Source organism: Sphingomonas sp. (genome assembly GCF_003248515.1).
In the GTDB taxonomy this organism is placed as follows: domain Bacteria; phylum Pseudomonadota; class Alphaproteobacteria; order Sphingomonadales; family Sphingomonadaceae; genus Sphingomonas_I.
Genome location: NZ_QFOB01000010.1, coordinates 119,640 through 142,717 on the forward strand (window position 1 = coordinate 119,640; position 23,078 = coordinate 142,717).

Below are 23,078 nucleotides of genomic sequence, written 5' to 3' on the forward strand. Positions count from 1 at the left end.
GCTCCAATTCGACGTGGCAGTGTCCAGCCGCGAGGCCGTCACATGGGGGCTGGCTAATATGAAATGATTTGCTCTGCCAACGATCCGCGTTCGCGACTGCAATATTCCCGCCACATGTTACATGGCTGCCACACCCAGCAACCTTGCCGACATGTTGATCGCGGCCTAGCCCCCGCAGAACGGCATATGAAGAGGGCGACACATGAAGAAAGCTTTGACGATCGCGGTCGGCGCGATGCTTTGTTGCACCGGCGTTGCGATGGCCGCGGGGCCCAAGTCTTCGGATCGCGTGCTGCATGATTTCGGCACATGCCGCACCACGGCCGATCCCGCCGCGCGCCTCGCCTGCTTCGAAAAGACGTTCGATTCATTCGAGCAGGCGGTGAAGACCAAGGAAGTCACGATCGTCGACAAGGCCGACATGCGACAGGCCAGGCGCTCGCTGTTCGGCTTCACCCTGCCGAAGATCGACCTGTTCAGCGGCGGCGGCAGCGCCTCGGGGGCCAAGGAAGAGGATGCCGACGAGTTTTCGGAGATCAACACCACCATCGCATCGGCCCGGCAGGTGGATAATGGCCGCGCCGAAATCACGCTGGCGGATGAATCCGGCGCCGTCTGGCGCACCACCGATCCGATGAAATGGCCGCCCAGGGCCGGCGACAAGATCCGCATCCGCGCGGGCGCGCTGGGCAATTATTTCCTGTTCACCGGCGGCCGCTCCTATCGCGGCATGCGGGTGCGCTGAGGCCGGAAAGGCCCATCCCGCCGTTCGCGCCGGCCGATCGGGCACCGTCCCCTTCGAGGACGATGCCCGACAAGCCGGGCGCGAACGACGGGGAGCCCGCGATCAGGCGACCTTCAGGTCGAGCCGCCCGTCCGCGCCCTCGACCGTAACCATCGATCCATCGGGCACCTCGCCCTTCAGCAGGGCCTCCGCCAGCGGGTCCTGCAGATATTTCTGCACGGCCCGCTTGAGTGGCCGGGCGCCATAGACGGGATCATAGCCCACCCGGCCCAGCCATTCGCGCGCACCATCCGTCAGGCTCAGCGCGATCTTGCGATCCTTGAGCAGCTTCTGGACGCGCGCCACCTGGATGTCGACGATCGGCCCCATGTGGCTCTGGCCCAGCCGGTGGAACAGGATGATCTCGTCCAGCCGGTTCAGGAATTCCGGCCGGAAGTGCGCGCGCACCACCTCCATCACCTGCGGCTCCACCGTCTCCGCCGGAACATCGTCGGGCAGATTGGCGAGGAACTGGCTGCCGAGGTTCGAGGTCAGGATGATGAGCGTGTTGGTGAAATCCACCGTCCGCCCCTGCCCGTCCGTCAGCCGCCCGTCGTCCAGCACCTGGAGCAGGATGTTGAAGACGTCGCCATGCGCCTTCTCCACCTCGTCGAACAGCACCACCTGATAGGGCCTGCGCCGCACCGCCTCGGTCAGGACGCCGCCTTCCTCATAGCCGACATAGCCCGGAGGCGCGCCGATCAGGCGGGCCACGCTGTGCTTCTCCATGAATTCGCTCATGTCGATGCGCACCATCGCGGCGTCATCGTCGAAGAGGAAGCCGGCCAGCGCCTTGGTCAGCTCGGTCTTGCCCACGCCCGTCGGCCCCAGGAACAGGAAGGAGCCGAGCGGCCGGTTCGGATCCTGCAGGCCCGCGCGGGCCCGGCGCACGGCGCGGCTTACCGCCGCTACCGCGTCGCTCTGGCCGATCACGCGCCTGCCGATCGCCTCTTCCATCCGGATCAGCTTGTCGCGCTCGCCCTCCAGCATCCGCTCCACCGGCACACCCGTCCAGCGTGCGACGACCGAGGCGATATCCTCGCTGGTCACTTCCTCGCGCACCATCGCGGTGGCCGAAGCGCCCTGCGCCTCGGCCAGCTGCTTTTCGAGACCGGGGATGATCCCGTAGGAAAGCTCGCCCGCTTTCGTAAAATCGCCCGCGCGCTGCGCCTGATCCAGCGCCATGCGCGCCTGATCCAGCTGCTCCTTCACCTTCGTCTCGGCGTTGAGCTTGTCCTTCTCGGCCTGCCAGCGCTGGGTGAGGCCCGCGCTTTCCTCCTCCAGCTGCGCCAGATCATATTCCAGCGCGGCCAGCCGATCGCGAGAGGCCTGGTCGCTTTCCTTGGCCAGCGCCTCACGCTCGATCTTCATCCGCACGATGCGCCGGTCGAGTGCCTCGATCTCTTCGGGCTTGCTCTCCACCTCCATCCGCAGGCGCGAGGCGGCCTCGTCCATCAGGTCGATCGCCTTGTCTGGCAGGAATCGATCCGTGATGTAGCGGTTGGAAAGCGTCGCCGCCGCCACCAGCGCGCCATCGGTGATGCGCACGCCGTGATGCAGCTCATATTTGTCCTTCAGGCCGCGCAGGATCGAGATCGTATCCTCCACGGTCGGCTCGCCCACGAAGACAGGCTGGAACCGCCGCTGGAGCGCCGGATCCTTCTCCACATATTTCCGATATTCGTCGAGCGTGGTGGCGCCGATGCAGTGCAGTTCGCCGCGTGCCAGCGCCGGCTTCAGCAGGTTGCCCGCATCCATCGCGCCTTCGGATTTGCCCGCGCCGACAAGGGTGTGCATCTCGTCGATGAAAAGCACGACATGCCCCTCGGCCTGCTTCACCTCGTCGAGCACGCCCTTCAGGCGCTCCTCGAATTCGCCACGATATTTGGCGCCCGCGATCAGCGCGCCCATGTCGAGCGCCATCAGCTTGCGATCCTTCAGGCCATCCGGCACGTCGCCATTGGCGATGCGCAGGGCAAGGCCTTCCGCGATCGCGGTCTTGCCGGTGCCCGGCTCGCCGATCAGCACAGGATTGTTCTTCGTGCGCCGGGCCAGGATCTGGATCGTGCGGCGGATCTCCTCGTCGCGGCCGATCACCGGATCCAGCTTGCCCTCGCGGGCGGCCGCCGTGAGATCGCGGGCAAATTTCTTGAGCGCGTCATAGCGATCCTCGGCGGAGGCCGTGTCCGCCGTCCGCCCGCCGCGCAACTCGTTGATCGCCGCATTCAGCGCCTCTGGGCGCGCATTCGCCGCCTGCAACGCCTTGCCCGCCGCTGTATTCAGCGACAAAGCGAGCGCCAGCAGCATCCGCTCCACCGTTACATAGCTGTCGCCCGCCTTGGTCGCGATCTGCTCGGCCTGATCGATCACGCGGACGAGATCGTTGTTCATGCCCGGCGTCTGCTGCGCGCCGCCGCCGGAGACGGCCGGGATCTTGGCCAGCGCCGCATCGGTGCCGCGCGTCGCCACCTGCGGATCGCCGCCCGCCGCCTTGATGAGGCCGGAAGCCATGCCCTGCTCGTCTTCGAGCAGCGCTTTCAACAGGTGTTCGGGCGTGATCTGCTGATGGTTCATGCGGATCGCCACGGTCTGCGCCGCCTGCAGGAAGCCCTTGGCGCGATCGGTCAGCTTTTCGAGGTTCATGGATGCTCCTTGATCCTCCGCGAGATAGTGTTGCCGATATGCAACACAAGCCCACGGCACGATTTATCGTTGCGCGTCGCCACGCCCTCCATCCCCTTTTCCCTCGCGCAGGAAACTGCCAGCCCACCCGCTCTCGCAATAGCGGGGTTCGACCAAATTGTGTGAGGTCGCCGTCCGGCAAGGAACAAGTCCGTGGGGAGTATCCTCCCGACGTCGCCGCCCTTTCCCTTCATGGGACGCTCTCGATCCTCCCGCAACGCCCTCCCCCGCGGGCGCGCGACGTGTTCAGGGAACATTGGCGGAAAGCCGGATGTTCGCGCAAGATCCGGCTTCGCGCGCGCAGATGTGCCCATATCGTTCGACGTTGGTCGAAATCGAGACCCCGCACGGAAGATCACAAGTATTTGTAAACCATGCCGATTGAGCACAGCTCTCTGAGTTTCGGAGGGAATAAGACTGCGATGGCTGCCCTGTTCATGCCGCCCCCGAAGCTGGACATGATGGTCCAGTGGCGCCCGTCTCATTTGCGGACGGCCACGTTCGTCTGCGGCCTGGACAATGCGACGGGGACGGTCCGCTGCACGGGCGGCGGCATCTGGCGCGAGGCGGACGCGCAACTCTATTTCGATCAGCAGACGAAAATCGTGGCGGAAGCGCGCAGGCGGTTCGGCGCGCTCCGCGTCTTCATAGACGTGCGTGACTGGGTCGTGGAGAATGAACAGTCCGTCCTCCAGTTCTGCGCCATGAATGCCCAAATCTATTCCGCCGCCGATCGCCTCGCCGCGATCGTGAAATCCTCTGCCGACAAGCAGCACCCGCGCACCGCCCTCGCCGTGGGAATCCGCGAGTCCTTCGTCTCCCCCAATGCTGCGGAAATGTGGCTGCAGGCCTATTCGTAGCACGCGCCGGTAAAGTCCTTTCCCCCAAAGCAAGGGGCAACGAAGGCCTTTGGCGGGAGCGAAAGCGGGGTTGCGCCCTTCCGCCCCGCTCCCGCCATGTCCGTTCCTATTTCGTCGCGGCCTTCACGGCTTTCGGCGCGTAAAGATCCCCGAAGAAATCACCCTTGTTCCAGAGCGGCGGCGTATCGCCATCGGCCATCGCCTCGGTGATCCGGTAATTGGCCTCGGCGAAGCGCGCGCCGGAGGCCCAGTCGATCGGCTGCTTCATGTCGTCGCCGGGATGGTGGTAGTTGCCGCCGAGGAACTTGCCCCATTGCTCGCCGCCGCCATTCGCAAAGCCGGTCGCGAGGAAGACGGCGGGAATGCCCTGCTGCACGAACTTGTAATGGTCCGATCGCACGAAGATCGTCTCTTCCGGCATCGGATCGGGCGAGAGCGTCAGCCCCATCGGGGCCACCGCCTTGGCCGTGATCGGCCCCAGCGTCGAATGATCGGATCCGAACGCGACCACGTCGGTGAACTTGTAGAGCAGCAACGGCATGTCGATGTCGACATTGCCCACGATCTGCTTCAGCGGCACGGTCGGATTGCGCGCATAATAATCGGCGCCCAGCAGCCCCTTCTCCTCGCCCGTTGAGGCGAGGAAGATCACCGATCGGCGGGGCCTGGCGGGCGCTTCCGACATGGCGCGCGCCACTTCCAGCATCGTCGCGATGCCGGCGGCATTGTCGAGCGCGCCATTGTTGATCCGGTCCGTGTCCGGCTTGTCGTCCGGCTTGGCCGGCGCAATGCCGATATGGTCGAGATGCGCGGAGAGGACGACATATTCGTCCTTCAGCTTGGGATCAGCGCCCGGCAGCATCGCCACCACGTTGGGGCTCGTGATCTTCGTGACGATCGCGTCCTGCGTCAGTTTCGCGCTGGTCTTGAGCGCGAAGCCCTTGGGGCGGACGCCATCCACCGCCGCTTCCTTCAGCACCGTCGCCAGCGGCTTGGGGCCGCCTGCGAACAGCGCCTCGGCGGCGGGCCCGTTGGCAAAGCCCGAAAGCCTGATTTCCGGCGCCTCGCGATAGGGCACGCCATCCTTGCCGATCCAGGTGACGGTCACGCCGTCGGCAAAATGCAGGCGCTGGCTGAAAGGCCGCCGCTTGGCCGAGGCGAGCGTGTCGATCGAGATAATCCCGATAGCGCCGTGCTTGCCGGCAACAGCGCCCTTCTCGTCGGAGGCATAGGCCGCGATCTCGCTCGGCATGCCCTTGGGGAAGCCCGCCAGCATCACCACGATCTTCCCGCGCACGTCCAGCCCGCGATAATCGTCATAGCCCTGGCCCGGCACCTCCAGCCCATAGCCGACGAAGACGAGTGGGGCCGAAACCTCTGCCTTGGGCATGGCCGGGTTGATGCCGATGATCACATTATCGAGATGCGGCCACGTCTTCGTGCCGCCAGGACCCGTCACCGAAAGCGTGCCCCTGGTTTCGCCGCGCTTCGCCTGCGCGAAGGCGATGTTCTGATACCAGCCACCCGCATCACCGGCGGGCTTCAGCCCCAGCGCCTCGAAACGCGATGCGACGTAGCGCGCTGCGATCTCGTGCCCGCGGCTGCCGATATCGCGCCCTTCCAGCAGATCATCCGCCAGGAAGGCCACGTGCGCGCGGAAGGCCTCCGGCGTGAACACCGGCTCCGCCGCCAGCGCGCCGCCCGCAATCGCCGCCATCGCGGCCAGCGCCGCGCCCCTTTTCAGTCCCTTGCCAAGCATGTGCCACCTTTCGTTTGGCGCAGATTGGGGCCGCGCGCGGCGATCGGCAAGCGCTTGCGGCGCATGGCCGCACATCCTACGACCATGGTTTCCTCGCCCGCCAGAAGGCCTTTCGATGAAATCCGTAATCGCGTCCGCACTCGCCGCAACGATCCTCGCGCCTCTTTCGGCGGCCCCTCCGGCGGCCCCCGCGGCTCCCATTTCCGCGCTCGTCGGCGAAGTGAAGATTCCCTATCAGGAATTCACGCTGAAGAATGGCTTGCGCGTCATCGTTCATACCGATCGCAAGGTGCCGCTGGTCGCCGTCAGCGTCTGGTATCATATCGGCTCGCGAGACGAGCCGAAGGGCAAGACCGGCTTCGCGCATCTCTACGAACATCTGATGTTCTACGGATCGGAAAACGCCCCCGGTTCCAGCCTGGAGCGGCTGGAGGCGCTCGGCGCGACCGACTGGAACGGCACCACCTGGTTCGATCGCACCAATTATTTCGAGACGGTGCCCAAGGGCGCGCTGGACCGGACATTGTTCCTGGAGGCGGATCGCATGGGCCATCTGCTCGGCGTGGTCGATCAGGCGCGGCTCGATGCGCAGCGCGGCGTCGTCCAGAACGAGAAGCGCATGGGCGAGAATGAGCCCGGCGGCCTCGTCCAATATGCGGAGCTGGACGCTCTCTTTCCCGAAGGCCATCCCTATCGCCACTCGACGATCGGCTCGATGGCCGATCTGAACGGCGCCAGCCTGGAAGATGTGAAGGGCTGGTTCCGGGACAATTACGGGCCGAACAATGCCGTGCTCGTGCTCGCGGGCGACATCGATCTGGCCGAGGCGAAGGCCAAGGTGGAAAAATGGTTCGGTGCCATCCCGCGCGGCCCCGAGGTGAAGCATCCCGACGCCCCCGTCCCCACGCTGGCCGCGCCGGTGGACAAGGTGATGTACGATCATGTCGCCACCGCCTCCGTCTCGCGGGAATGGGTGACGCCGGAAATCCAGGATCCGGAAAGCACGCAGATCCAGCTCGCCTCCTACATTCTCGGCGGGCTCGGCAGTTCGCGCCTCCAGAATATCCTCGTCCGGCAGGAAAAGCTCGCCGTCTCCGCATCGGCAGGCGTCCAGCAGTTCGAAAAGGTCGGCATGCTGGAGATCAACGCCAAGGTCCGCCCCGGCGTCGATCCCGCCCTGGTGGCAAAGCGCATCGATGAAATCCTCGCCGATTATCTGAAGACCGGCCCCACAGCTGATGAGGTGCAGCGCGCCGCCACCAGCATCGTCGCCGGCCAGGTGCGCGGGCTGGAGCAGGTGGGCGGCTTCGGCGGCAAGGCTGTCACGCTCGCGGAGGGCGCGGTCTATTCCAACGATCCCGATCATTATCAGAAGGAATTGCGCGAGATCGCGGCCGCCACCCCGGCCAGCCTCACCGCCGTCGCGCGCAAATGGATGGGGCGCCCGCCGCTCCGCCTGATGGTTCTGCCCGGAGAGCGCAGCGCAGCCGATCAGGCGCTGGCCGGCAATGTCCGCCATCCCGCCTATTTCCGCTCCCCGGCCGCGGGAGGCGCGCCCGCGCCGGCAACGGCCGCCTCCGCCTCCGCCCCCGTAGCGAAGATCGCCGAGCCGCCGCTGGCCCAGATCGGCGCGCTCGCCTTCCCGAAGATCGAGCGGGCGACACTGTCGAACGGCATTCCGGTCACGTTCGCCAAGCGCCCCGGCCTGCCGCTCGTGCAGGTCGCCTTTCAGTTCGATGCCGGCAATGCCGCGGACGACAAGGCAAAGCTCGGCACGCAGGCGCTGCTCCTCTCCCTCCTGAAGGAAGGCACCACGACCCGCGATTCCATCGGCATCGCGGAGGAACAGGAAAGGCTGGGCGCCGCAATCGGCGTGAACAGCACGATGGATGCCACGCGGATGTCGCTGTCCGCGCTCAAGCCCAATCTCGGCGCCTCGCTGGATCTCTTCGCCGATATCGTGCTGCATCCCGCGCTCGCTCCGGCCGAGGTGGAGCGGCAGCGCGCGCGCCTGCTCGCCCGGATCGCGACCGAGAAGACGCAGCCACAGGGCATCGCCATGCGCACGCTGCCGCCGATCCTGTTCGGTGCGGCGCACCCCTATGGCGTGCCGTTCAGCGGATCGGGCGACGAGGCGGGCGTCGCCGCCGCCACGCGCGATGATCTGGTTACCTTCAAGGACAGGTGGCTCCGCCCCGACAATGCGAAGATCTTCGCGGTGGGCGATACGTCGCTGGCGGAGCTTCTGCCGATGCTGGAGGCCCGCTTCGGCGGCTGGAAGGCGCCCGCCGTGGCGAAGGGCGTGAAGGACTATGCAGCCCCTGTGCCGGCCGCGCGGCCGCGCATCATCCTGGTCGACAAGCCTCAGAGCCCGCAGTCGATGATCCTCGCCGGTCTGGTCACACCGCTGAAGGGCACGAACGACATCGATACGATCGACGTCGCCAACGATATTCTGGGCGGGAGCACGGCATCGCGCATCACCACCGATCTGCGCGAGACGAAGCATTGGGCCTATTATGCGGGCTCGCAGCTCTCCGCGCTCAGGCAGGCGATGCCGCTTCTGCTGATCGCACCGGTGCAGGCGGACAAGACCGGTGACTCGATCGCCGCCGCCCGTAGCGATGTCGCGGCCTATCTCGGTCCGCAGGGCACCACGCCGGCCGAACTCGCCCGTTCTGTCAGCAGTTTCACGCTGTCCCTGCCGGGCCAGTTCGAAACCAGCGGCGCGCTGCTCGGTGCGCTGATGCGGATGGATCTGCTCGGTCGGCCGGATGATTATTATATCGGCCTGCCCGCCAAATATCGGGCGATGACGCCCGCCTCGGTCGACAAGGCGGCGCGCGGCGCGATCGATCCGGCGAAGATCGTATGGGTGGTCGTCGGCGATGCGAAGGTCGTGCGGCCGCAATTGCAGGGGCTCGGCCTGCCCATCGAGGATGCGGCCCCCGCGCCCCAATCTTCCGCCCCCTCCGCAGGAGTCGCCAAGTGAGTGATGTCGATGGCCGTTGGGAATGCACGGTCTCGGCCCCGATGGGCGAACAGAGCTTCGTCCTGACGGTGCAGTCCAGCGGCGCCTCCTTCACCGGACGGGCGGAAGGCAATATCGGCGCGATGGACGTGGAGGGCGATGTCACCGACAATGTCCTCGCCTGGCCGATGCGCGTGCCGAAGCCGATGCCGATCACGCTCAATTGCGAAGCGACGATCACGGGCGATACGCTGGCCGGCACCGTGGGCGCCGGCTTCTTCGGCACTTTCCCGATCAGCGGCACGCGGATGGCCTGAGCGCTGCGTTCGGCGGGCGGCACCCCCGTCCCTATATACAGGTGCGAGAAAGATCCGCCATCGGCTTCCTCTGCGATGCAGCGCCTGCCGTCGCACTTGCACGATCCATTTCCGCCGCCGGAGTCGGGCACCATGCCTCTGCCTCCCCTGCTGCGCTTTCCACAGCCACGCGCCCGCACATGCTCCCTTGCGTGCACGGTCGTGCATTCGGGGGCGCCGCGCACCACCCCGTAGAGGTGTGCCTTCCGTGTGGCCTTTGGGATGACGGCCCGCATTTCGTCCGCCCGTATCCGCCCAGTTTCAAACCGCGCCCGCATCCCCTACGTCGCGCGACGTGAACAAGCGCGCCCGCGTCCTCCTGCTCAATGCCGCGCTCGGCCCGCTCGATTATCGGGTGGATCCGGGCCAGCATGTGGAGCCCGGCAGCATCGTGCTGGCCCCGCTCGGCCCCCGCCAGCTGGCGGGCGTGGTGTGGGAACCGGAGCGAATGCCCTCCGATGCCGAGGTGGGCGACAATCGCCTGCGTCCGCTGGCGGGCGTCTATGATCTGCCGCCGCTGGCAGCGCCACTCCGCCGGCTGATCGAATGGACGGCCGATTATTATCTCGCCCCTCCCGCCGCCGTGCTGCGCATGGCGCTCGCCTCGGCTTCGGCGCTGGATGGCGGGCGCACGATCGTGGAATATCGCGCGACCGGCCTCGTCCCCCCGCGCCTCACCCCCCAGCGCGAGCAGGCGCTGGAGCGGATCGAGAATCGGCAAGGCCTCGTTCGCGAACTGGCGACGATAGCGGATGTCTCCGATGCCGTGATCCGGGGCCTTGTGAAAGCGGGCGCGATCGGCCCTGTCGAGGTGGCCGTGGACGATCCCTTTCCGGAGCCCGATCCCGATCATGCGCAGCCCGCACTCAGCGAGGAGCAGGCCGCCGCCGCCGCCACACTGGCGGGATCGGTCGAGGCGCATGCCTTCGCGCCCTGGCTGCTCGATGGCGTCACCGGATCGGGCAAGACCGAAGTCTATTTCGAGGCTGTCGCGGCGGCGCTCCGCGCCGGCCGGCAGACGCTCGTCCTGCTTCCGGAAATCGCGCTGACGGAACCTTTCCTGAAGCGTTTCGCCGGCCGCTTCGGCGTCACGCCCGTCGCCTGGCATTCGGATCTGCGCCAGTCTCAGCGGCGGCGTGCCTGGCGGGCCATCGCCGGCGGCGAGGCGAAGGTGGTGGTGGGGGCGCGATCGGCGCTCTTCCTGCCCTATCGCAATCTTGGCCTGATCGTGGTGGACGAGGCGCACGAGACGAGCTTCAAGCAGGAGGAGGGCGTCGCCTATCACGCCCGCGATACGGCGGTGATGCGCGCGCGCTTTGAAGATGTGCCGATCATCCTCGCCTCGGCCACGCCCGCGATCGAGACGCGCCATCAGGTCGCGCTCGGCCATTATGCGGAACTCACGCTTCCCGATCGCTTCGGCGGCGCGATCCTGCCCGATATCGCCGCGATCGATCTCACCCATGATCGCCCGGATCGCGGCCGCTGGCTGAGCCCTCCGCTCGTCAGGGCGCTCAAGGAGACGCAGGAGCGCGGCGAGCAATCCCTGCTGTTTCTCAACCGGCGCGGCTATGCCCCGCTCACGCTCTGCCGCCACTGCGGCCATCGCTTCCAGTGCCCGAACTGCACCGCCTGGATGGTCGAGCATAGGCTGACGGCGCGGCTGGCCTGCCATCATTGCGGCCATGTGATGCCGCCGCCGCGCGCCTGCCCCGAATGCAAGGAGGAAGACAGCCTCGTTCCCTGCGGCCCGGGGGTGGAGCGCATCGCGGACGAAGTGGCCGCGATCCTGCCCGATGCGCGCACCGCGATCGTCACCTCCGATACGCTCTGGTCGCCGGCCAAGGCGGCCGAGTTCGTCGGCCGGATGGAGGATGGCGAGATCGATATCGTGATCGGCACGCAGCTCGTCACCAAGGGGTATCATTTCCCCAATCTCACGCTCGTCGGCGTGGTCGATGCCGATCTCGGGCTGTCGGGCGGTGATCTGCGCGCGGCCGAGCGCAGTTTCCAGCAGATCGCGCAGGTGGCCGGCCGCGCCGGTCGCGGCGAGAAGCCGGGCCGCGTTCTGGTGCAGACCTATGAGCCGGCCGCGCCCGTCATCCAGGCGCTCGTTTCAGGGGATCGCGACAGTTTCTACGCAGCCGAGACGGAAGCGCGGCGCATCGCCAACGCGCCGCCCTTCGGCCGTTTCGCCGGCATCATCGTCTCGTCCGAAAATCTAGATGAGGCGGTGGGCACGGCGCGCGCGATCGGCAAGGCGGCCCCGCATGTCGATGGCATGGAAGTCTATGGACCCGCGCCCGCCCCGCTGGCGATGCTGCGCGGGCGCCATCGCCAGCGCTTGCTGGTCCATGCCCGGCGCTCGCTGGACGTGCAGGATGTGATACGCGGCTGGCTGGGGCCGCTGGAATGGCCGCGCGGCGTGCGTGTCGCCGTCGATGTCGATCCCTACAGCTTCCTCTAAAGGGGCGTGTTCCCGCCTGTGCGATCCGCGCGAACCGGCCGTCAGGCCAGTTCCACGCGATCCGTCTCGATCCCGCGCGGGCGGGACAGTGCCACGGTCAGCCGGTCCTGCGCGGCAGCGATGAAGGCCATCTTCTTGCGCCGTGCCGCGCGCCGTTTGGCCGGCATCGTGCTCTCGTCGCGCGGCTCGGGATCGATCGCCAGCGCGAAGAAGCCATCGGCCCGAAGCGCCCCGCCCCGCTCCGACCAAAGAGCGTCATAATCGAAGGTTACGGGTGATTCCTCATAGCCGTCATAGCGTGCGAAGGTCGTCTGGTCGTTGCGGATCGCGCCCGATACGGCGAGGATCTGGGCCACGCCCGCCGCGCGGCACAGCGCGCGGAACAGTTCGAACAGCAGGTCCTGCGGCCGGGCGCCATCCGCCAGGTGGGTCAGTTCGCGGTTCCGGGCGAGCGCATCGGGCGCGCGCCGCCCCTGTATCCCGCCGATATAGGCCACCCGCCTGCCCCGCTCCTGAGCCAGCGTGAAGGAGAGCGAGAAGATGCGGTCGCAGCCGTCCATCAGGCTGAGCGCGAGCAGGCCCTCGCGCAGCAACCAGCGCGGCGAATCCAGCACCAGCCGCACGTCCGGGCCGAGTCCGTCGAGACGGAGCAGGGTCGCCGCGCGATGCGGATGGATATTGAACGGAAGGCCCAGCCGTTCGGCAATGTCGCAATGATGGGCGATCGCCTTCAGACGTTCGCTCGCATTCCACCGTGCGGAAACGAAACGAACGCGCAGCATGGTCCAGATTTCCGGGCGCGCCGCCACCATTTCGGCCAGCAGGCTGCCGTCACGCGCCCGCCACAGATCCGAAAGCGCCCGCCAGTGGCGGACGGCGGAGCTGGCATAGAGGAACGGCAAGGATGTATCACGAACACGCTGCTTCAGCAGCGATACGGCGGCCGGCCGTGCCGCAGGCATGCCGATCGCAAGGATCGCCGCCTCCTGCGGGCTCACTTCCCGTTCGGCCGTGAAAGGTAAGCTTTTCAACTCGTTTCTCGCTTGATCCGCCGGGAAGTCGGTACAAGCGATATCTTAACATCTCGCTGATCGGGCGATTGTTAAGGATGGTTTCGTCGATTTTCAGGGGGATGGCGCCTCAGGGCCGCCCGGCGCGCTCCCGCGCCAGAAGCCATGCCTTGCGCTCCTTGCCATAGGCATAGCCACCCGGAGCGCCATCGCCCTTCGTCACCCGATGGCATGGCACGAGCAGCGCCACGGGATTTGCGCCGCAGGCCGTGCCCGCGGCCCGGGCGGCACCCGGCCGCCCTGCGCGCGCCGCCAGCGCGGCATAGCTCAGCGTCTCGCCCGGCGGGATCCGGGCGAGTTCGGCCCACACCGCTTCCTGGAATGCCGTACCCCGCACGTCGATCGCCACCTCCGGGCCTCGACTTGGCCGCACGATCATGGCGAGCACGGTATCGGCCAGCGCCACGAGCGCCTCGCCCCCTTTCTCGATCCGCGCCTTGGGGAAGCGGCGCGCCAGATCGTCCGGCGTCTCGTCAAAGGCGACGCGGCACACGCCGCGCTCCGTCGCAGCCACAAGCAGAGGCCCCAGTTCGGTCCGGGCGATCGCCCAGCGAATCACCGCGCCCCGGCCGCCATCGCGCCACGCGGACGGCGTCATCCCGAGCCGCGCCGCCGCATCCGCATAAAAGCGCGCGGGCGCCTGATAGCCCGCCGCATAGACCGCGCTGGTCACATCGGGCTCCTCGGCCAAAGCTCGCTCCATCCGCCGTGCCCGCATCGTTCGCGCATAAGCGGCCGGCGTCACGCCGGTCGCGCGGCGGAACAGGCGATGGAAATGATGGGCGCTGTAGCCCGCCGCCCTCGCCATCTCGTCGAGCGAGGGGATCGTCTCCGCGCGTTCGATCAGGTCGATCGCGCGGGAAATTCCCGCCTGATCCGCCGCGATCTCATCGGGGCGACAGCGGAGGCAGGGGCGCAGCCCCGTCGCCCGTGCCGCCGCAGAATCCGCGAAAAAGCGCACATTCTCCCGTTTCGGATGGCGCGCGGCGCAGGAGGGACGGCAATAGATGCCGGTGGAAAGCACGCCGGTCACGAAGCGGCCATCCGCCGCCCGATCGCGAGCCAGCACGGATTGCCACGCCGCCGCTTCGTCCAGGATTTCGCGCACGTTCGCCATGCCCCGGATCTAGCAAAGCCGTGTCGGCGCAGCATCCCGCCAATTGCTTTCAAAATAGCTGACTCTACACCGCATCTGGTCGCTGTCATGGTGTCCGGACGGTCGCTTGCATCGCCAGCCCCCCTTTGCTAGGCGGCCCGCGACAGAGGCGATCGGCCCCTTGCGGGTGCGTTCGGCATGCGCCCCTCCTCTCTTGGACGGGCACCATATAATTCGGGGGAATATATACGCGTGGAGCAGTCCAGCGGCATACAGGCAAGCCTTAGCGGCCGTTATGCGAGCGCGCTGTTTCAGCTCGCCCGTGACGAGAACAAGCTGGCGGCCGTCGAGGCAAGCCTGGGCGGTGTGAAACAGGCTCTGGCCGAATCGGCCGAACTTCGCGCGTTGACGTCCAGCCCGCTGATCGGGCGCGAGGCCGCAGGCAAGGCGATCGGCGCGGTCGCCGCCACGATGGGCCTCGATCCGCTGACCACCAATTTCCTCGGCGTGCTCGCCGAAAATCGCCGGCTCGGCTCGCTGTCCGCGATCATCCGCGATTTCAACAAGCTCGCCGCCCGCCAGCGTGGCGAGGCTTCGGCAGAAGTCGTTTCGGCCCACCCGCTGGACGATGGCCAGATCGCGACGCTCAAGACGCGTCTCAAGTCGATGATCGGCAGCGAGGTCGCGGTCGATCTCAAGGTTGATCCCTCCATTCTCGGCGGCCTCATCGTCCGCCTCGGCAGCCGCCAGATCGACGGCTCGATCCGCACCAAACTCAATACGCTCGCCCAGGCGATGAAAGGCTGAACATGGATATCCGCGCGGCAGAAATCTCGAAGGTCATCAAGGACCAGATCGCGAGCTTCGGCACGGAGGCACAGGTCTCCGAAGTCGGCACCGTGCTGTCGGTCGGCGACGGCATCGCCCGCATCCACGGCCTCGACAATGTTCAGGCCGGCGAGATGGTCGAGTTCGCCAACGGCGTGCAGGGCATGGCCCTCAACCTGGAGGCCGACAATGTCGGCGTCGTGATCTTCGGCACGGACTCGGAGATCAAGGAAGGCGACGTCGTCAAGCGCACCGGCACGATCGTGGACGTGCCGGTCGGCAAGGGCCTGCTCGGCCGCGTGGTGGACGGCCTCGGCAATCCGATCGACGGCAAGGGCCCGATCGTCTCCGATCAGCGCAGCCGCGTCGAAGTGAAGGCCCCCGGCATCATCCCGCGCAAGTCGGTGCATGAGCCGGTGCAGACCGGCCTCAAGGCTCTCGACGCGCTCGTTCCCGTCGGCCGTGGCCAGCGCGAGCTGATCATCGGCGATCGCCAGACCGGCAAGTCGGCCATCGCGGTCGATACGTTCATCAACCAGAAGCTGGCGCATCAGGGCACGGACGAGAGCAAGAAGCTCTATTGCGTCTATGTCGCCGTCGGCCAGAAGCGCTCCACCGTCGCCCAGCTCGTCCGCACGCTGGAAGAGAATGGCGCGATGGAATATTCGATCGTCGTCGCCGCCACGGCCTCCGAGCCCGCGCCGCTCCAGTTCCTGGCGCCCTACACCGGCTGCGCGATGGGCGAATATTTCCGCGACAACGGCATGCACGCCGTGATCGTGTATGACGATCTTTCCAAGCAGGCGGTGGCCTATCGCCAGATGTCGCTGCTGCTGCGCCGTCCGCCGGGCCGCGAAGCCTATCCGGGCGACGTCTTCTATCTCCACTCGCGCCTGCTGGAGCGCGCGGCGAAGATGAATGACGAGAATGGCAACGGCTCGCTCACCGCTCTGCCGATCATCGAGACGCAGGCTGGCGACGTGTCCGCCTACATCCCGACCAACGTGATCTCGATCACGGATGGCCAGATCTTCCTCGAGACGGATCTGTTCAACGCCGGTATCCGCCCCGCCATCAACGTGGGCCTCTCGGTCAGCCGCGTCGGTTCCGCCGCGCAGACCAAGGCGATGAAGAAGGTCGCCGGCTCGATCAAGCTGGAGCTGGCCCAGTATCGCGAAATGGCCGCCTTCGCGCAGTTCGGCTCGGATCTCGACGCCTCGACCCAGCGTCTGCTGGCCCGTGGCGCGCGCCTGACGGAACTGCTGAAGCAGGCCCAGTTCTCGCCGCTCGCGTTCGAGGAGCAGGTCGCGTCGATCTTCGCCGGCACCAACGGCTATATCGACAGCGTCGCCGTGTCGGACGTCGTCCGCTACGAGACCGCGATGCTCGCCTATCTGCGTTCGGATGCTCCGGAAGTTCTCGCCGCGATCCGCGACAGCAAGGATTTCTCGGACGACAGCAAGACGAAGCTGAAGGCCGCGCTCGACGCCTTCGGCAAGACGTTCGCGTAAATCGCGTCGCCCCGGCGAAAGCCGGGGCCCATGTCTCTCGCCGGTTGGCGGTGACGTGGAAGTTGAGAGACATGGACCCCAGCCTCCGCTGGGGTGACGGGTAAGAAAGAGTTCTGGGACATTGCCTAGCCTCAAGAGCCTCAAGGTCCGGATCACCTCGGTCAAGTCGACCCAGAAGATCACGCGCGCCATGAAGACGGTCGCCGCCGCCAAGCTGCGCCGCGCGACCGATGCCGCGATCGCCGGCCGCCCCTATGCGGAGCGGCTTGAAAAGGTGATGGCGAGCCTCGCCAGCAAGGTGACGGTCGGCCCCAATTCGCCGAAGCTGCTCGCCGGCACCGGCAAGGATGACGTACACCTGATCGTCGTCGCCACGTCCGAGCGTGGCCTCGCCGGCGGCTTCAACACGAATATCGTTCGCGCCGCCCGCATCAAGGCGGACGAGCTGATCGCGCAGGGCAAGAAGGTCCGCTTCTACCTCGTCGGCCGCAAGGGCCGCGCCGTGATCCGCCGCACTTATCCCGGCATGATCGTCCACGATCATGACATGAGCCAGGTGAAGAACCCGGCCTTCGCCAACGCGCTGGAAATCGGCCGCGATCTGATCGCGCGCTTCGAGGCCGGCGAGTATGACGTGTGCCACCTGATCTTCTCGAAGTTCCAGTCGGCGCTGGTGCAGACCCCGCAGGTCGTGCAGCTCGTGCCGGCCGCGATCCCGCAGGCCGCGAACGATAGCGCGCCCGCCGCTTCGGCCGCCGTCGACTATGAGCCGGACGAGGAAACGATCCTCGAGGAGCTGCTCCCCCGCAACGTCGCGATCCAGATCTATCGCGCGCTGCTGGAGAACCAGGCCGGCTTCTACGGCGCCCAGATGAACGCCATGGACAATGCCACCCGCAATGCGGGCGACATGATCAAGCGTCTCTCGATCCAGTATAACCGCACCCGTCAGGCCGCGATCACGACCGAACTGGTGGAAATCATCTCGGGCGCCGAAGCGCTCTAAGCAAGACGACAGGCAGGAAGAAACGCAATGGCAACCGCCCCCGCACTCGGCACGAACAATACCGGCCGCATCAGCCAGGTGATCGGCGCCGTCGTCGACGTCGCCTTCGAAGGCACGCTGCCGCCGATCCTCTCCGCGCTGGAGACGCGCAACGGCGATAATCGCCTCGTGCTCGAAGTCGCGCAGCATCTGGGCGAGAACACCGTCCGCACGATCGCGATGGACTCCACCGAGGGCCTTACCCGCGGCCAGGAAGTGAGCGACACCGGCTCGCAGATCCGCGTGCCCGTTGGCCCGGCCACGCTTGGCCGCATCCTGAACGTGATCGGTGAGCCGATCGACGAGCGCGGCCCGGTCGGTGGCGATCTCACCGGCCCGATCCACAACAAGGCACCCGATTTCGTCGATCAGTCGACCGAAGCCTCGATCCTCGTGACGGGCATCAAGGTGATCGATCTGCTCGCGCCTTATGCGAAGGGCGGCAAGATCGGCCTGTTCGGCGGCGCCGGCGTCGGCAAGACCGTGCTGATCCAGGAACTGATCAACAACATCGCCAAGGGCCATGGCGGCGTGTCCGTGTTCGCGGGCGTCGGCGAACGCACCCGCGAGGGCAACGATCTCTATCACGAATTCCTCGATGCGGGCGTCATCGCCAAGGATGCCGAGGGCAATCCGACGCCGGAGGGATCGAAGGTCGCGCTTGTGTTCGGCCAGATGAACGAGCCGCCGGGCGCCCGCGCCCGCGTCGCCCTCTCGGGCCTCGCCAATGCGGAATATTTCCGCGACGTCGAGGGCCAGGACGTGCTGTTCTTCGTCGACAACATCTTCCGCTTCACGCAGGCAGGCTCGGAAGTGTCGGCTCTGCTGGGCCGCATCCCCTCGGCCGTGGGCTATCAGCCGACGCTGTCGACGGACATGGGCGCGCTTCAGGAGCGCATCACCTCCACCAACAAGGGTTCGATCACCTCGGTGCAGGCGATCTACGTGCCCGCCGACGATCTTACCGATCCGGCGCCGGCCACCTCCTTCGCCCACCTCGACGCGACGACGACGCTCAATCGCGCCATCTCCGAACTGGGGATCTATCCGGCCGTCGATCCGCTCGACTCCACCAGCCGCGTGCTGACGCCGGCCGTGGTCGGCCAGGAGCATTACGATACGGCCCGCGCCGTCCAGGAAGTGCTGCAGAAGTACAAGTCACTGCAGGACATCATCGCCATTCTGGGCATGGACGAGCTTTCCGAAGAGGATAAGCTCACCGTGCAGCGCGCCCGCAAGATCCAGCGCTTCCTGAGCCAGCCGTTCCACGTCGCCGAGGTCTTCACCGGCATCAGCGGCAAGTTCGTGCAGGTCGAGGATACGGTGAAGTCGTTCAAGGCCGTCGTGGATGGCGAGTATGATCATCTGCCGGAAGCCGCCTTCTACATGGTCGGCGGCATCGACGAGGTGATCGAGAAGGCCAAGAAGCTGGCCGAGGCGGCCTGATTGGCGAAGCCGCTGCGCCTCGAGGATGCGGTCAACAGCATCTGCCCCTGGTCGGGTGATCCGATCAGCGCGGACGCGCTGACCCTCTATCGCGGCGCGGTGGTCGGTTTTTGCAATACGGGCTGCCGCGACAAGTTCGCGAAAGCCACGGACGCCTTCGATCTGGCGTTAAAGGACAAGTGATGGCCCTGCATTTCGAACTGGTCACGCCCGAGAAGCTCGTCCGCTCCGAGGACGTCCACATGGTGGTCGTGCCCGGCACGGAGGGCGATTTCGGCGTGCTCGAGGGCCACTCTCCCGTGATGGCGGTCATTCGCCCGGGCGAACTGACCGTCTATTCCAGCGCCACCACGGTTTCCGCGCGGATCCAGCTGGATGGTGGATTTGCCGAAGTGAACGAGAAGGGCCTCACGGTCCTCGCCGAGCGCGCCAGCGAGGCCTGAGCGCTCCCAGCGGCGGCCGTTGGCTGAGCCGCCGCTTTTTCTGACATATTCCGATCAATTTAGGGGCCAGAAGCCCCCCGCATCGCCACGGGGATGCGATTTGCGTCGAACCGAGTGGCTGCCTCCATCGGCCCGCCCCGTGCTTAACGGCTCGTCAACGGCTTTACCCTAAAGCTCCAGTTTCAGGGACATAAGCCTGAAGTCGGAGACGGGACGAGCGTATGAGTGCTTTCGGGCGACGTGGTGGCGTGGGTGCCGGTCCCGGCCGACCGGGCGGATTCGGCTCTGCAAAGCCGGTGTCCTCGCTGGCGGCCACCGAAGGGGGCGGCCAATTCCCGCAGGTGGAAGCATCGTCCGAACCGGAAAGCGGCTCTCCCCGCGATGCGATGGAGCGGCTCGCCGCACGTGTCGCGGCAAGCGGCGATGCCGGCAGTTCGCGTGCCGAAGGCTTCGAGGCATCCGTCCACAAGATCAAGGAACAGGTGCTTCCCCGCCTGCTGGAACGCGTCGACGCCGAGGCGGCCGCCACGCTTTCCAAGGAAGAGCTGGCCGAGGAGTTTCGCCCGATCATCGGCGAAGTGCTCGCGGAGCTTCGCATCACGCTCAACCGGCGCGAGCAATATGCGCTCGAAAAGGTGCTGGTCGATGAACTGCTCGGCCTCGGCCCGCTCGAGGAATTGCTGTCCGATCCGGCGATCACCGACATCATGGTGAACGGCCCCGACCAGACCTATGTCGAGCGCAAGGGCAAGCTGGAACTGGCGACCGTCCAGTTCCGCGACGAGGAGCATCTGTTCCAGATCGCGCAGCGCATCGTCTCCAAGGTCGGCCGCCGCGTCGACCAGACGACGCCTCTGGCCGACGCCCGCCTGGCCGACGGCAGCCGCGTCAACGTAATCGTGCCGCCGCTGTCGCTGCGCGGCACGGCCATCTCGATCCGTAAATTCTCGGCCAAGCCGATCACGCTGGATATCATGGCCAATGGCGGTTCGATGTCGGCGCAAATGGCCACCGCGCTGAAGATCGCGGGCGCCAGCCGCTTCAACATCGTCATTTCCGGCGGCACCGGCTCCGGCAAGACGACGATGCTCAACGCGCTCTCGAAGATGATCGATCCGGGCGAACGCGTCATCACGATCGAGGACGCGGCCGAGCTTCGCCTTCAGCAGCCGCACTGGCTGCCGCTGGAAACGCGCCCGCCCAATCTGGAAGGCCAGGGCGCGATCACGATCCGCGATCTCGTCGTCAACGCGCTGCGCATGCGCCCGGATCGCATCATCCTGGGCGAAATCCGCGGCAGCGAATGTTTCGACATGCTCGCCGCCATGAACACCGGCCATGATGGCTCGATGTGCACGCTCCACTCGAACAGCCCCCGCGAGGCGCTGGCGCGTATGGAGAATATGGTGATGATGTCGGACATCAAGGTGCCGAAGGAGGCGATCAGCCGCCAGATCGCGGACTCGGTGGATCTCATCATCCAGGTGAAGCGCCTGCGCGACGGCTCCCGCCGCGTGACCAACATCACCGAGGTGATCGGCATGGAAGGCCCGGTGATCGTCACCCAGGAACTGTTCAAGTTCGAATATCTGGACGAAACCAGCGACGGCAAGATCATCGGCGAATATCGCGCATCGGGCCTGCGACCCTACACACTGGAAAAGGCCAAGCAGTTCGGCTTCGATCAGCCTTTCCTGGAATCCTGCCTGTGAAGGCCGCCGGCTGGCCCAACCGGCCAGCCATTGCGATCGGCCTTCTGATAGCAACGGCGGCGCTGGTAACGCTGCCCCTTACGTTCAGGCCGATGCCGCTTAACGATTCTCACTGGATCAATCTGGTTTGGTTGGACCAGTTCACGACGTTGCTCCGCGAAGGCCATGTCTGGCCGCGCTGGCTACCTGCTTCGCATGATGGCCTCGGGGCGCCGGTTTTCTATTTCTACGGGCCTGTTGCTTTCTGGCTCACCGGTAGCTTTGCCCTTGCGGGCTTCGACAATTGGTCCGCCATCGTAGCGACTGCAGCTGCTATGCTGGCGATGGGTGGCATTCTGGCGTGGCTGTGGCTGCGCCAATGGGCAACGCGCCCATTAGTGGGCGCTCTGTTTTTTGTGGTGGCCCCCTATCACCTGTTGGATCTTGCGCGTCGCGGTGCACTGGCTGAGTTCGTTGCGATAGCCTTGCTCCCTGCTCTGCCCATCGGGGTCGCCCGTGCCGCCAACACCAAGCCAGCCTGTCTCGCGATAGCCTATGCCCTCCTCTGCATGACGCATCCGCCGACCGCCGTATTGGCTGGCCTGCTCCTCATGCCGATGCTGCTCATAGCACCGCGCCTTCTCACCTTGACGGAGGTAGCAAGCGTTGCATATGCGATTGCGCTCGGCATCGGACTGGCCGCGATCTACCTGCTACCGGCCTTCCTGCTTCAACCGGAAACGGCGATCGGGGCGATGCGGGCTCCTGCCTATATGCAGCCCGCATCATGGACACCGACAAGCCTCTGGCGCGATGCCGTTCCCGGTCTTCTCCTCGTTGGCTTGATCGGACTGGCGCTGGGATTGATCAGCATTATGTCGCTTAGCTCGGCACCATCATGGAGCCTGTTCTCACTTTTGGTGATCGTAGCAGCGCTCGGCTGCCTGCCGCCGCTTTGGATACTGCCCGCACTCAATCATGTGCAGTTTCCGTGGCGCATCCTCTCGCTCGCTGAATTGGCAGCAGCAGCAATTGTAGCCAGCACATCCTGTCCCATTCCCCGATTGCTGCTGTTCAGCACACCCACGATAATCCTTTCGGCACTCATTCTGACCCCTGCGGCACCCGGTGACCCGCGCACAATCCACGCGCTCCTGCGCAGCCATCCAGACGTGATCGAATATCTGCCCCCGGACGTCGGTGAGATACAGGGCGCAATGTCGCGACGCGCAATGGAAATTGCAGCGACAACGCCCCCGAGCAGCACTGTGGACGGCGTGACAACCTTGAGACGCTTCGCTTTCCCGGATGTGCAAATAAGGTGCGAGGAAGGTATAGTTTCATCGTGGCGCCAGCGCCATACCGGCCTGCTCCAATATCGCGGTCACGGCTGCCACGTCGAAAGGATCGCCACATCTGCCGAACGGATCGGGACAACGGTATCGCTGGCAGCGGGCCTGCTACTTCTACTGGGTTCAGCCTGTTCCCGGTTTGGCCGGAGAGCGAAGCGTTCCGGAGCATTCGCGGTGAAAAACTTTACCTTGCCGGCTTGAGCCCAGCGCGAAAGCGCGCCGCATTCGCTACATAGCCCGCCGCCGAGCGCTTCAGCCCCGCCATCGCTTCCGGCGAAAGGACACGCTTCACCATCGCTGGCGATCCCACGATCAGGCTTCCGGGCGGAAAGACCTTGCCTTCCGTCACCAGCGCGCCCGCGCCGACGAGGCAATCGTCCCCGATCACCGCATCGTTGAGGATCGTCGCTCCCATCCCCACCAGCACCCGATCCCCGACCGTGCAGCCGTGCAGGATCGCGTGATGGCCCACCGTCACATCCTCGCCGATCGTCAGCGGCGATCCCGGATCGGAATGGAGCATCGCACCATCCTGCACATTGCTGCGCGCGCCGATCAGGATCGGCGTATTATCCGATCGCACCACCGCCCGGAACCAGATGCTGGCGCCCTCCCCCAGCCGCGCATCGCCGATCACGTCGGCGCTCGGGGCGACCCAGGCGGAGCCGTCTTCCGGGAGGCTGGGGCTGCGCCCGTCGAGTTCGTAAAGCGGCATAG

General features: G+C 66.0%; 18 protein-coding genes. 13 read left to right on the forward strand and 5 right to left on the reverse strand.

The features are described 5' to 3' along the window. Positions 1-259: 259 nt before the first annotated feature. Positions 260-745, forward strand: a complete 486-nt coding sequence (locus DI605_RS16010) for a hypothetical protein (protein ID WP_293975882.1) — start codon at positions 260-262, stop codon at positions 743-745. Positions 746-847: 102 nt separating this feature from the next. On the opposite strand, the gene clpB is transcribed toward DI605_RS16010, so the two are convergent. Next, on the reverse strand, positions 848-3,427 hold the full coding sequence (clpB, locus tag DI605_RS16015) for an ATP-dependent chaperone ClpB (RefSeq protein WP_293975884.1): 2,580 nt from the start codon (positions 3,425-3,427) through the stop codon (positions 848-850). 461 nt (positions 3,428-3,888) lie between these two features. On the opposite strand from clpB, the gene DI605_RS16020 reads away from it, so the two are divergent. Continuing rightward, positions 3,889-4,326, forward strand: a complete 438-nt coding sequence (locus tag DI605_RS16020) for a hypothetical protein (RefSeq protein ID WP_293975886.1) — start codon at positions 3,889-3,891, stop codon at positions 4,324-4,326. Between the two features lie 106 nt (positions 4,327-4,432). On the opposite strand, the gene DI605_RS16025 is transcribed toward DI605_RS16020, so the two are convergent. Further along, on the reverse strand, positions 4,433-6,043 hold the full coding sequence (locus tag DI605_RS16025) for a M28 family metallopeptidase (RefSeq protein WP_293976039.1): 1,611 nt from the start codon (positions 6,041-6,043) through the stop codon (positions 4,433-4,435). A 157-nt stretch (positions 6,044-6,200) separates the two neighbouring features. On the opposite strand from DI605_RS16025, the gene DI605_RS16030 reads away from it, so the two are divergent. The 3 genes from DI605_RS16030 (at position 6,201) to DI605_RS16040 (ending at position 11,879) form a co-directional block, all read left to right on the forward strand. Next, a complete protein-coding gene (locus DI605_RS16030) occupies positions 6,201-9,077 on the forward strand; it encodes a pitrilysin family protein (RefSeq protein WP_293975888.1) in 2,877 nt (958 codons plus the stop codon). Continuing rightward, complete coding sequence (locus tag DI605_RS16035) at positions 9,074-9,373, forward strand: hypothetical protein (protein ID WP_293975890.1); 300 nt, start codon at positions 9,074-9,076, stop codon at positions 9,371-9,373. The genes DI605_RS16030 and DI605_RS16035 overlap by 4 nt, the downstream gene beginning before the upstream one ends. Positions 9,374-9,707: 334 nt before the next feature. After that, entirely contained in the window at positions 9,708-11,879 is a 2,172-nt protein-coding gene (locus DI605_RS16040; RefSeq protein ID WP_293975892.1) for a primosomal protein N', read from the forward strand. 41 nt (positions 11,880-11,920) lie between these two features. Here the strand turns inward: DI605_RS16040 and DI605_RS16045 are convergent, their stop codons facing one another. Together DI605_RS16045 and DI605_RS16050 are read right to left on the reverse strand one after the other, a co-directional pair. Further along, positions 11,921-12,910 (reverse strand): DUF535 family protein, encoded by a 990-nt coding sequence (locus DI605_RS16045; RefSeq protein WP_293975894.1) that lies wholly within the window; start codon positions 12,908-12,910, stop codon positions 11,921-11,923. 109 nt (positions 12,911-13,019) lie between these two features. Further along, the gene (locus DI605_RS16050; protein WP_293975896.1) at positions 13,020-14,066 is read right to left on the reverse strand and encodes a bifunctional transcriptional activator/DNA repair enzyme AdaA; all 1,047 of its coding nucleotides are present in this window, start codon (positions 14,064-14,066) and stop codon (positions 13,020-13,022) included. A 231-nt stretch (positions 14,067-14,297) separates the two neighbouring features. On the opposite strand from DI605_RS16050, the gene DI605_RS16055 reads away from it, so the two are divergent. The 8 genes from DI605_RS16055 (at position 14,298) to DI605_RS16090 (ending at position 22,562) form a co-directional block, all read left to right on the forward strand. After that, the gene (locus DI605_RS16055) at positions 14,298-14,852 is read left to right on the forward strand and encodes a F0F1 ATP synthase subunit delta (RefSeq protein WP_293975898.1); all 555 of its coding nucleotides are present in this window, start codon (positions 14,298-14,300) and stop codon (positions 14,850-14,852) included. 2 nt (positions 14,853-14,854) lie between these two features. Next, the gene (gene atpA / locus DI605_RS16060; RefSeq protein ID WP_293975900.1) at positions 14,855-16,384 is read left to right on the forward strand and encodes a F0F1 ATP synthase subunit alpha; all 1,530 of its coding nucleotides are present in this window, start codon (positions 14,855-14,857) and stop codon (positions 16,382-16,384) included. Positions 16,385-16,505: 121 nt separating this feature from the next. Next, positions 16,506-17,390, forward strand: a complete 885-nt coding sequence (locus DI605_RS16065) for a F0F1 ATP synthase subunit gamma (protein WP_293975902.1) — start codon at positions 16,506-16,508, stop codon at positions 17,388-17,390. Between the two features lie 27 nt (positions 17,391-17,417). Next, positions 17,418-18,875 (forward strand): F0F1 ATP synthase subunit beta, encoded by a 1,458-nt coding sequence (gene atpD, locus DI605_RS16070; RefSeq protein WP_293975904.1) that lies wholly within the window; start codon positions 17,418-17,420, stop codon positions 18,873-18,875. After that, entirely contained in the window at positions 18,876-19,058 is a 183-nt protein-coding gene (locus DI605_RS16075) for a glutathione S-transferase (RefSeq protein WP_293975906.1), read from the forward strand. Further along, positions 19,058-19,318, forward strand: coding sequence for an ATP synthase F1 subunit epsilon (locus tag DI605_RS16080; RefSeq protein WP_293975908.1), 261 nt, complete (start codon positions 19,058-19,060; stop codon positions 19,316-19,318). Before DI605_RS16075 ends, DI605_RS16080 begins: the two co-directional genes overlap by 1 nt. A 221-nt stretch (positions 19,319-19,539) precedes the next feature. Then, entirely contained in the window at positions 19,540-21,030 is a 1,491-nt protein-coding gene (locus DI605_RS16085; RefSeq protein ID WP_293975910.1) for a CpaF family protein, read from the forward strand. Further along, positions 21,027-22,562, forward strand: coding sequence for a hypothetical protein (locus tag DI605_RS16090; protein WP_293975912.1), 1,536 nt, complete (start codon positions 21,027-21,029; stop codon positions 22,560-22,562). The genes DI605_RS16085 and DI605_RS16090 overlap by 4 nt, the downstream gene beginning before the upstream one ends. Here the strand turns inward: DI605_RS16090 and DI605_RS16095 are convergent. Next, positions 22,546-23,076 carry a gamma carbonic anhydrase family protein gene (locus DI605_RS16095; protein ID WP_293975914.1) on the reverse strand — a complete coding sequence of 177 codons (531 nt, stop codon included), beginning with the start codon at positions 23,074-23,076 and terminating at the stop codon, positions 22,546-22,548. The genes DI605_RS16090 and DI605_RS16095 overlap by 17 nt on opposite strands. Between the last annotated feature and the right edge of the window lie 2 nt (positions 23,077-23,078).

What these genes read in the sequence shown, in the direction of transcription:
- DI605_RS16095 (WP_293975914.1), bottom strand. Translation starts at nt 23,076, where the DNA reads ATGCCGCTTTACGAACTCGACGGGCGCAGCCCCAGCCTCCCGGAAGAC.
- atpD (WP_293975904.1), top strand. Translation starts at nt 17,418, where the DNA reads ATGGCAACCGCCCCCGCACTCGGCACGAACAATACCGGCCGCATCAGC.
- DI605_RS16010 (WP_293975882.1), top strand. Translation starts at nt 260, where the DNA reads ATGGCCGCGGGGCCCAAGTCTTCGGATCGCGTGCTGCATGATTTCGGC.
- DI605_RS16080 (WP_293975908.1), top strand. Translation starts at nt 19,058, where the DNA reads ATGGCCCTGCATTTCGAACTGGTCACGCCCGAGAAGCTCGTCCGCTCC.
- DI605_RS16025 (WP_293976039.1), bottom strand. Translation starts at nt 6,043, where the DNA reads ATGGCGGCGATTGCGGGCGGCGCGCTGGCGGCGGAGCCGGTGTTCACG.
- DI605_RS16030 (WP_293975888.1), top strand. Translation starts at nt 6,201, where the DNA reads ATGAAATCCGTAATCGCGTCCGCACTCGCCGCAACGATCCTCGCGCCT.
- clpB (WP_293975884.1), bottom strand. Translation starts at nt 3,427, where the DNA reads ATGAACCTCGAAAAGCTGACCGATCGCGCCAAGGGCTTCCTGCAGGCG.
- DI605_RS16085 (WP_293975910.1), top strand. Translation starts at nt 19,540, where the DNA reads ATGAGTGCTTTCGGGCGACGTGGTGGCGTGGGTGCCGGTCCCGGCCGA.
- atpA (WP_293975900.1), top strand. Translation starts at nt 14,855, where the DNA reads ATGGATATCCGCGCGGCAGAAATCTCGAAGGTCATCAAGGACCAGATC.
- DI605_RS16050 (WP_293975896.1), bottom strand. Translation starts at nt 14,066, where the DNA reads ATGGCGAACGTGCGCGAAATCCTGGACGAAGCGGCGGCGTGGCAATCC.
- DI605_RS16020 (WP_293975886.1), top strand. Translation starts at nt 3,889, where the DNA reads ATGGCTGCCCTGTTCATGCCGCCCCCGAAGCTGGACATGATGGTCCAG.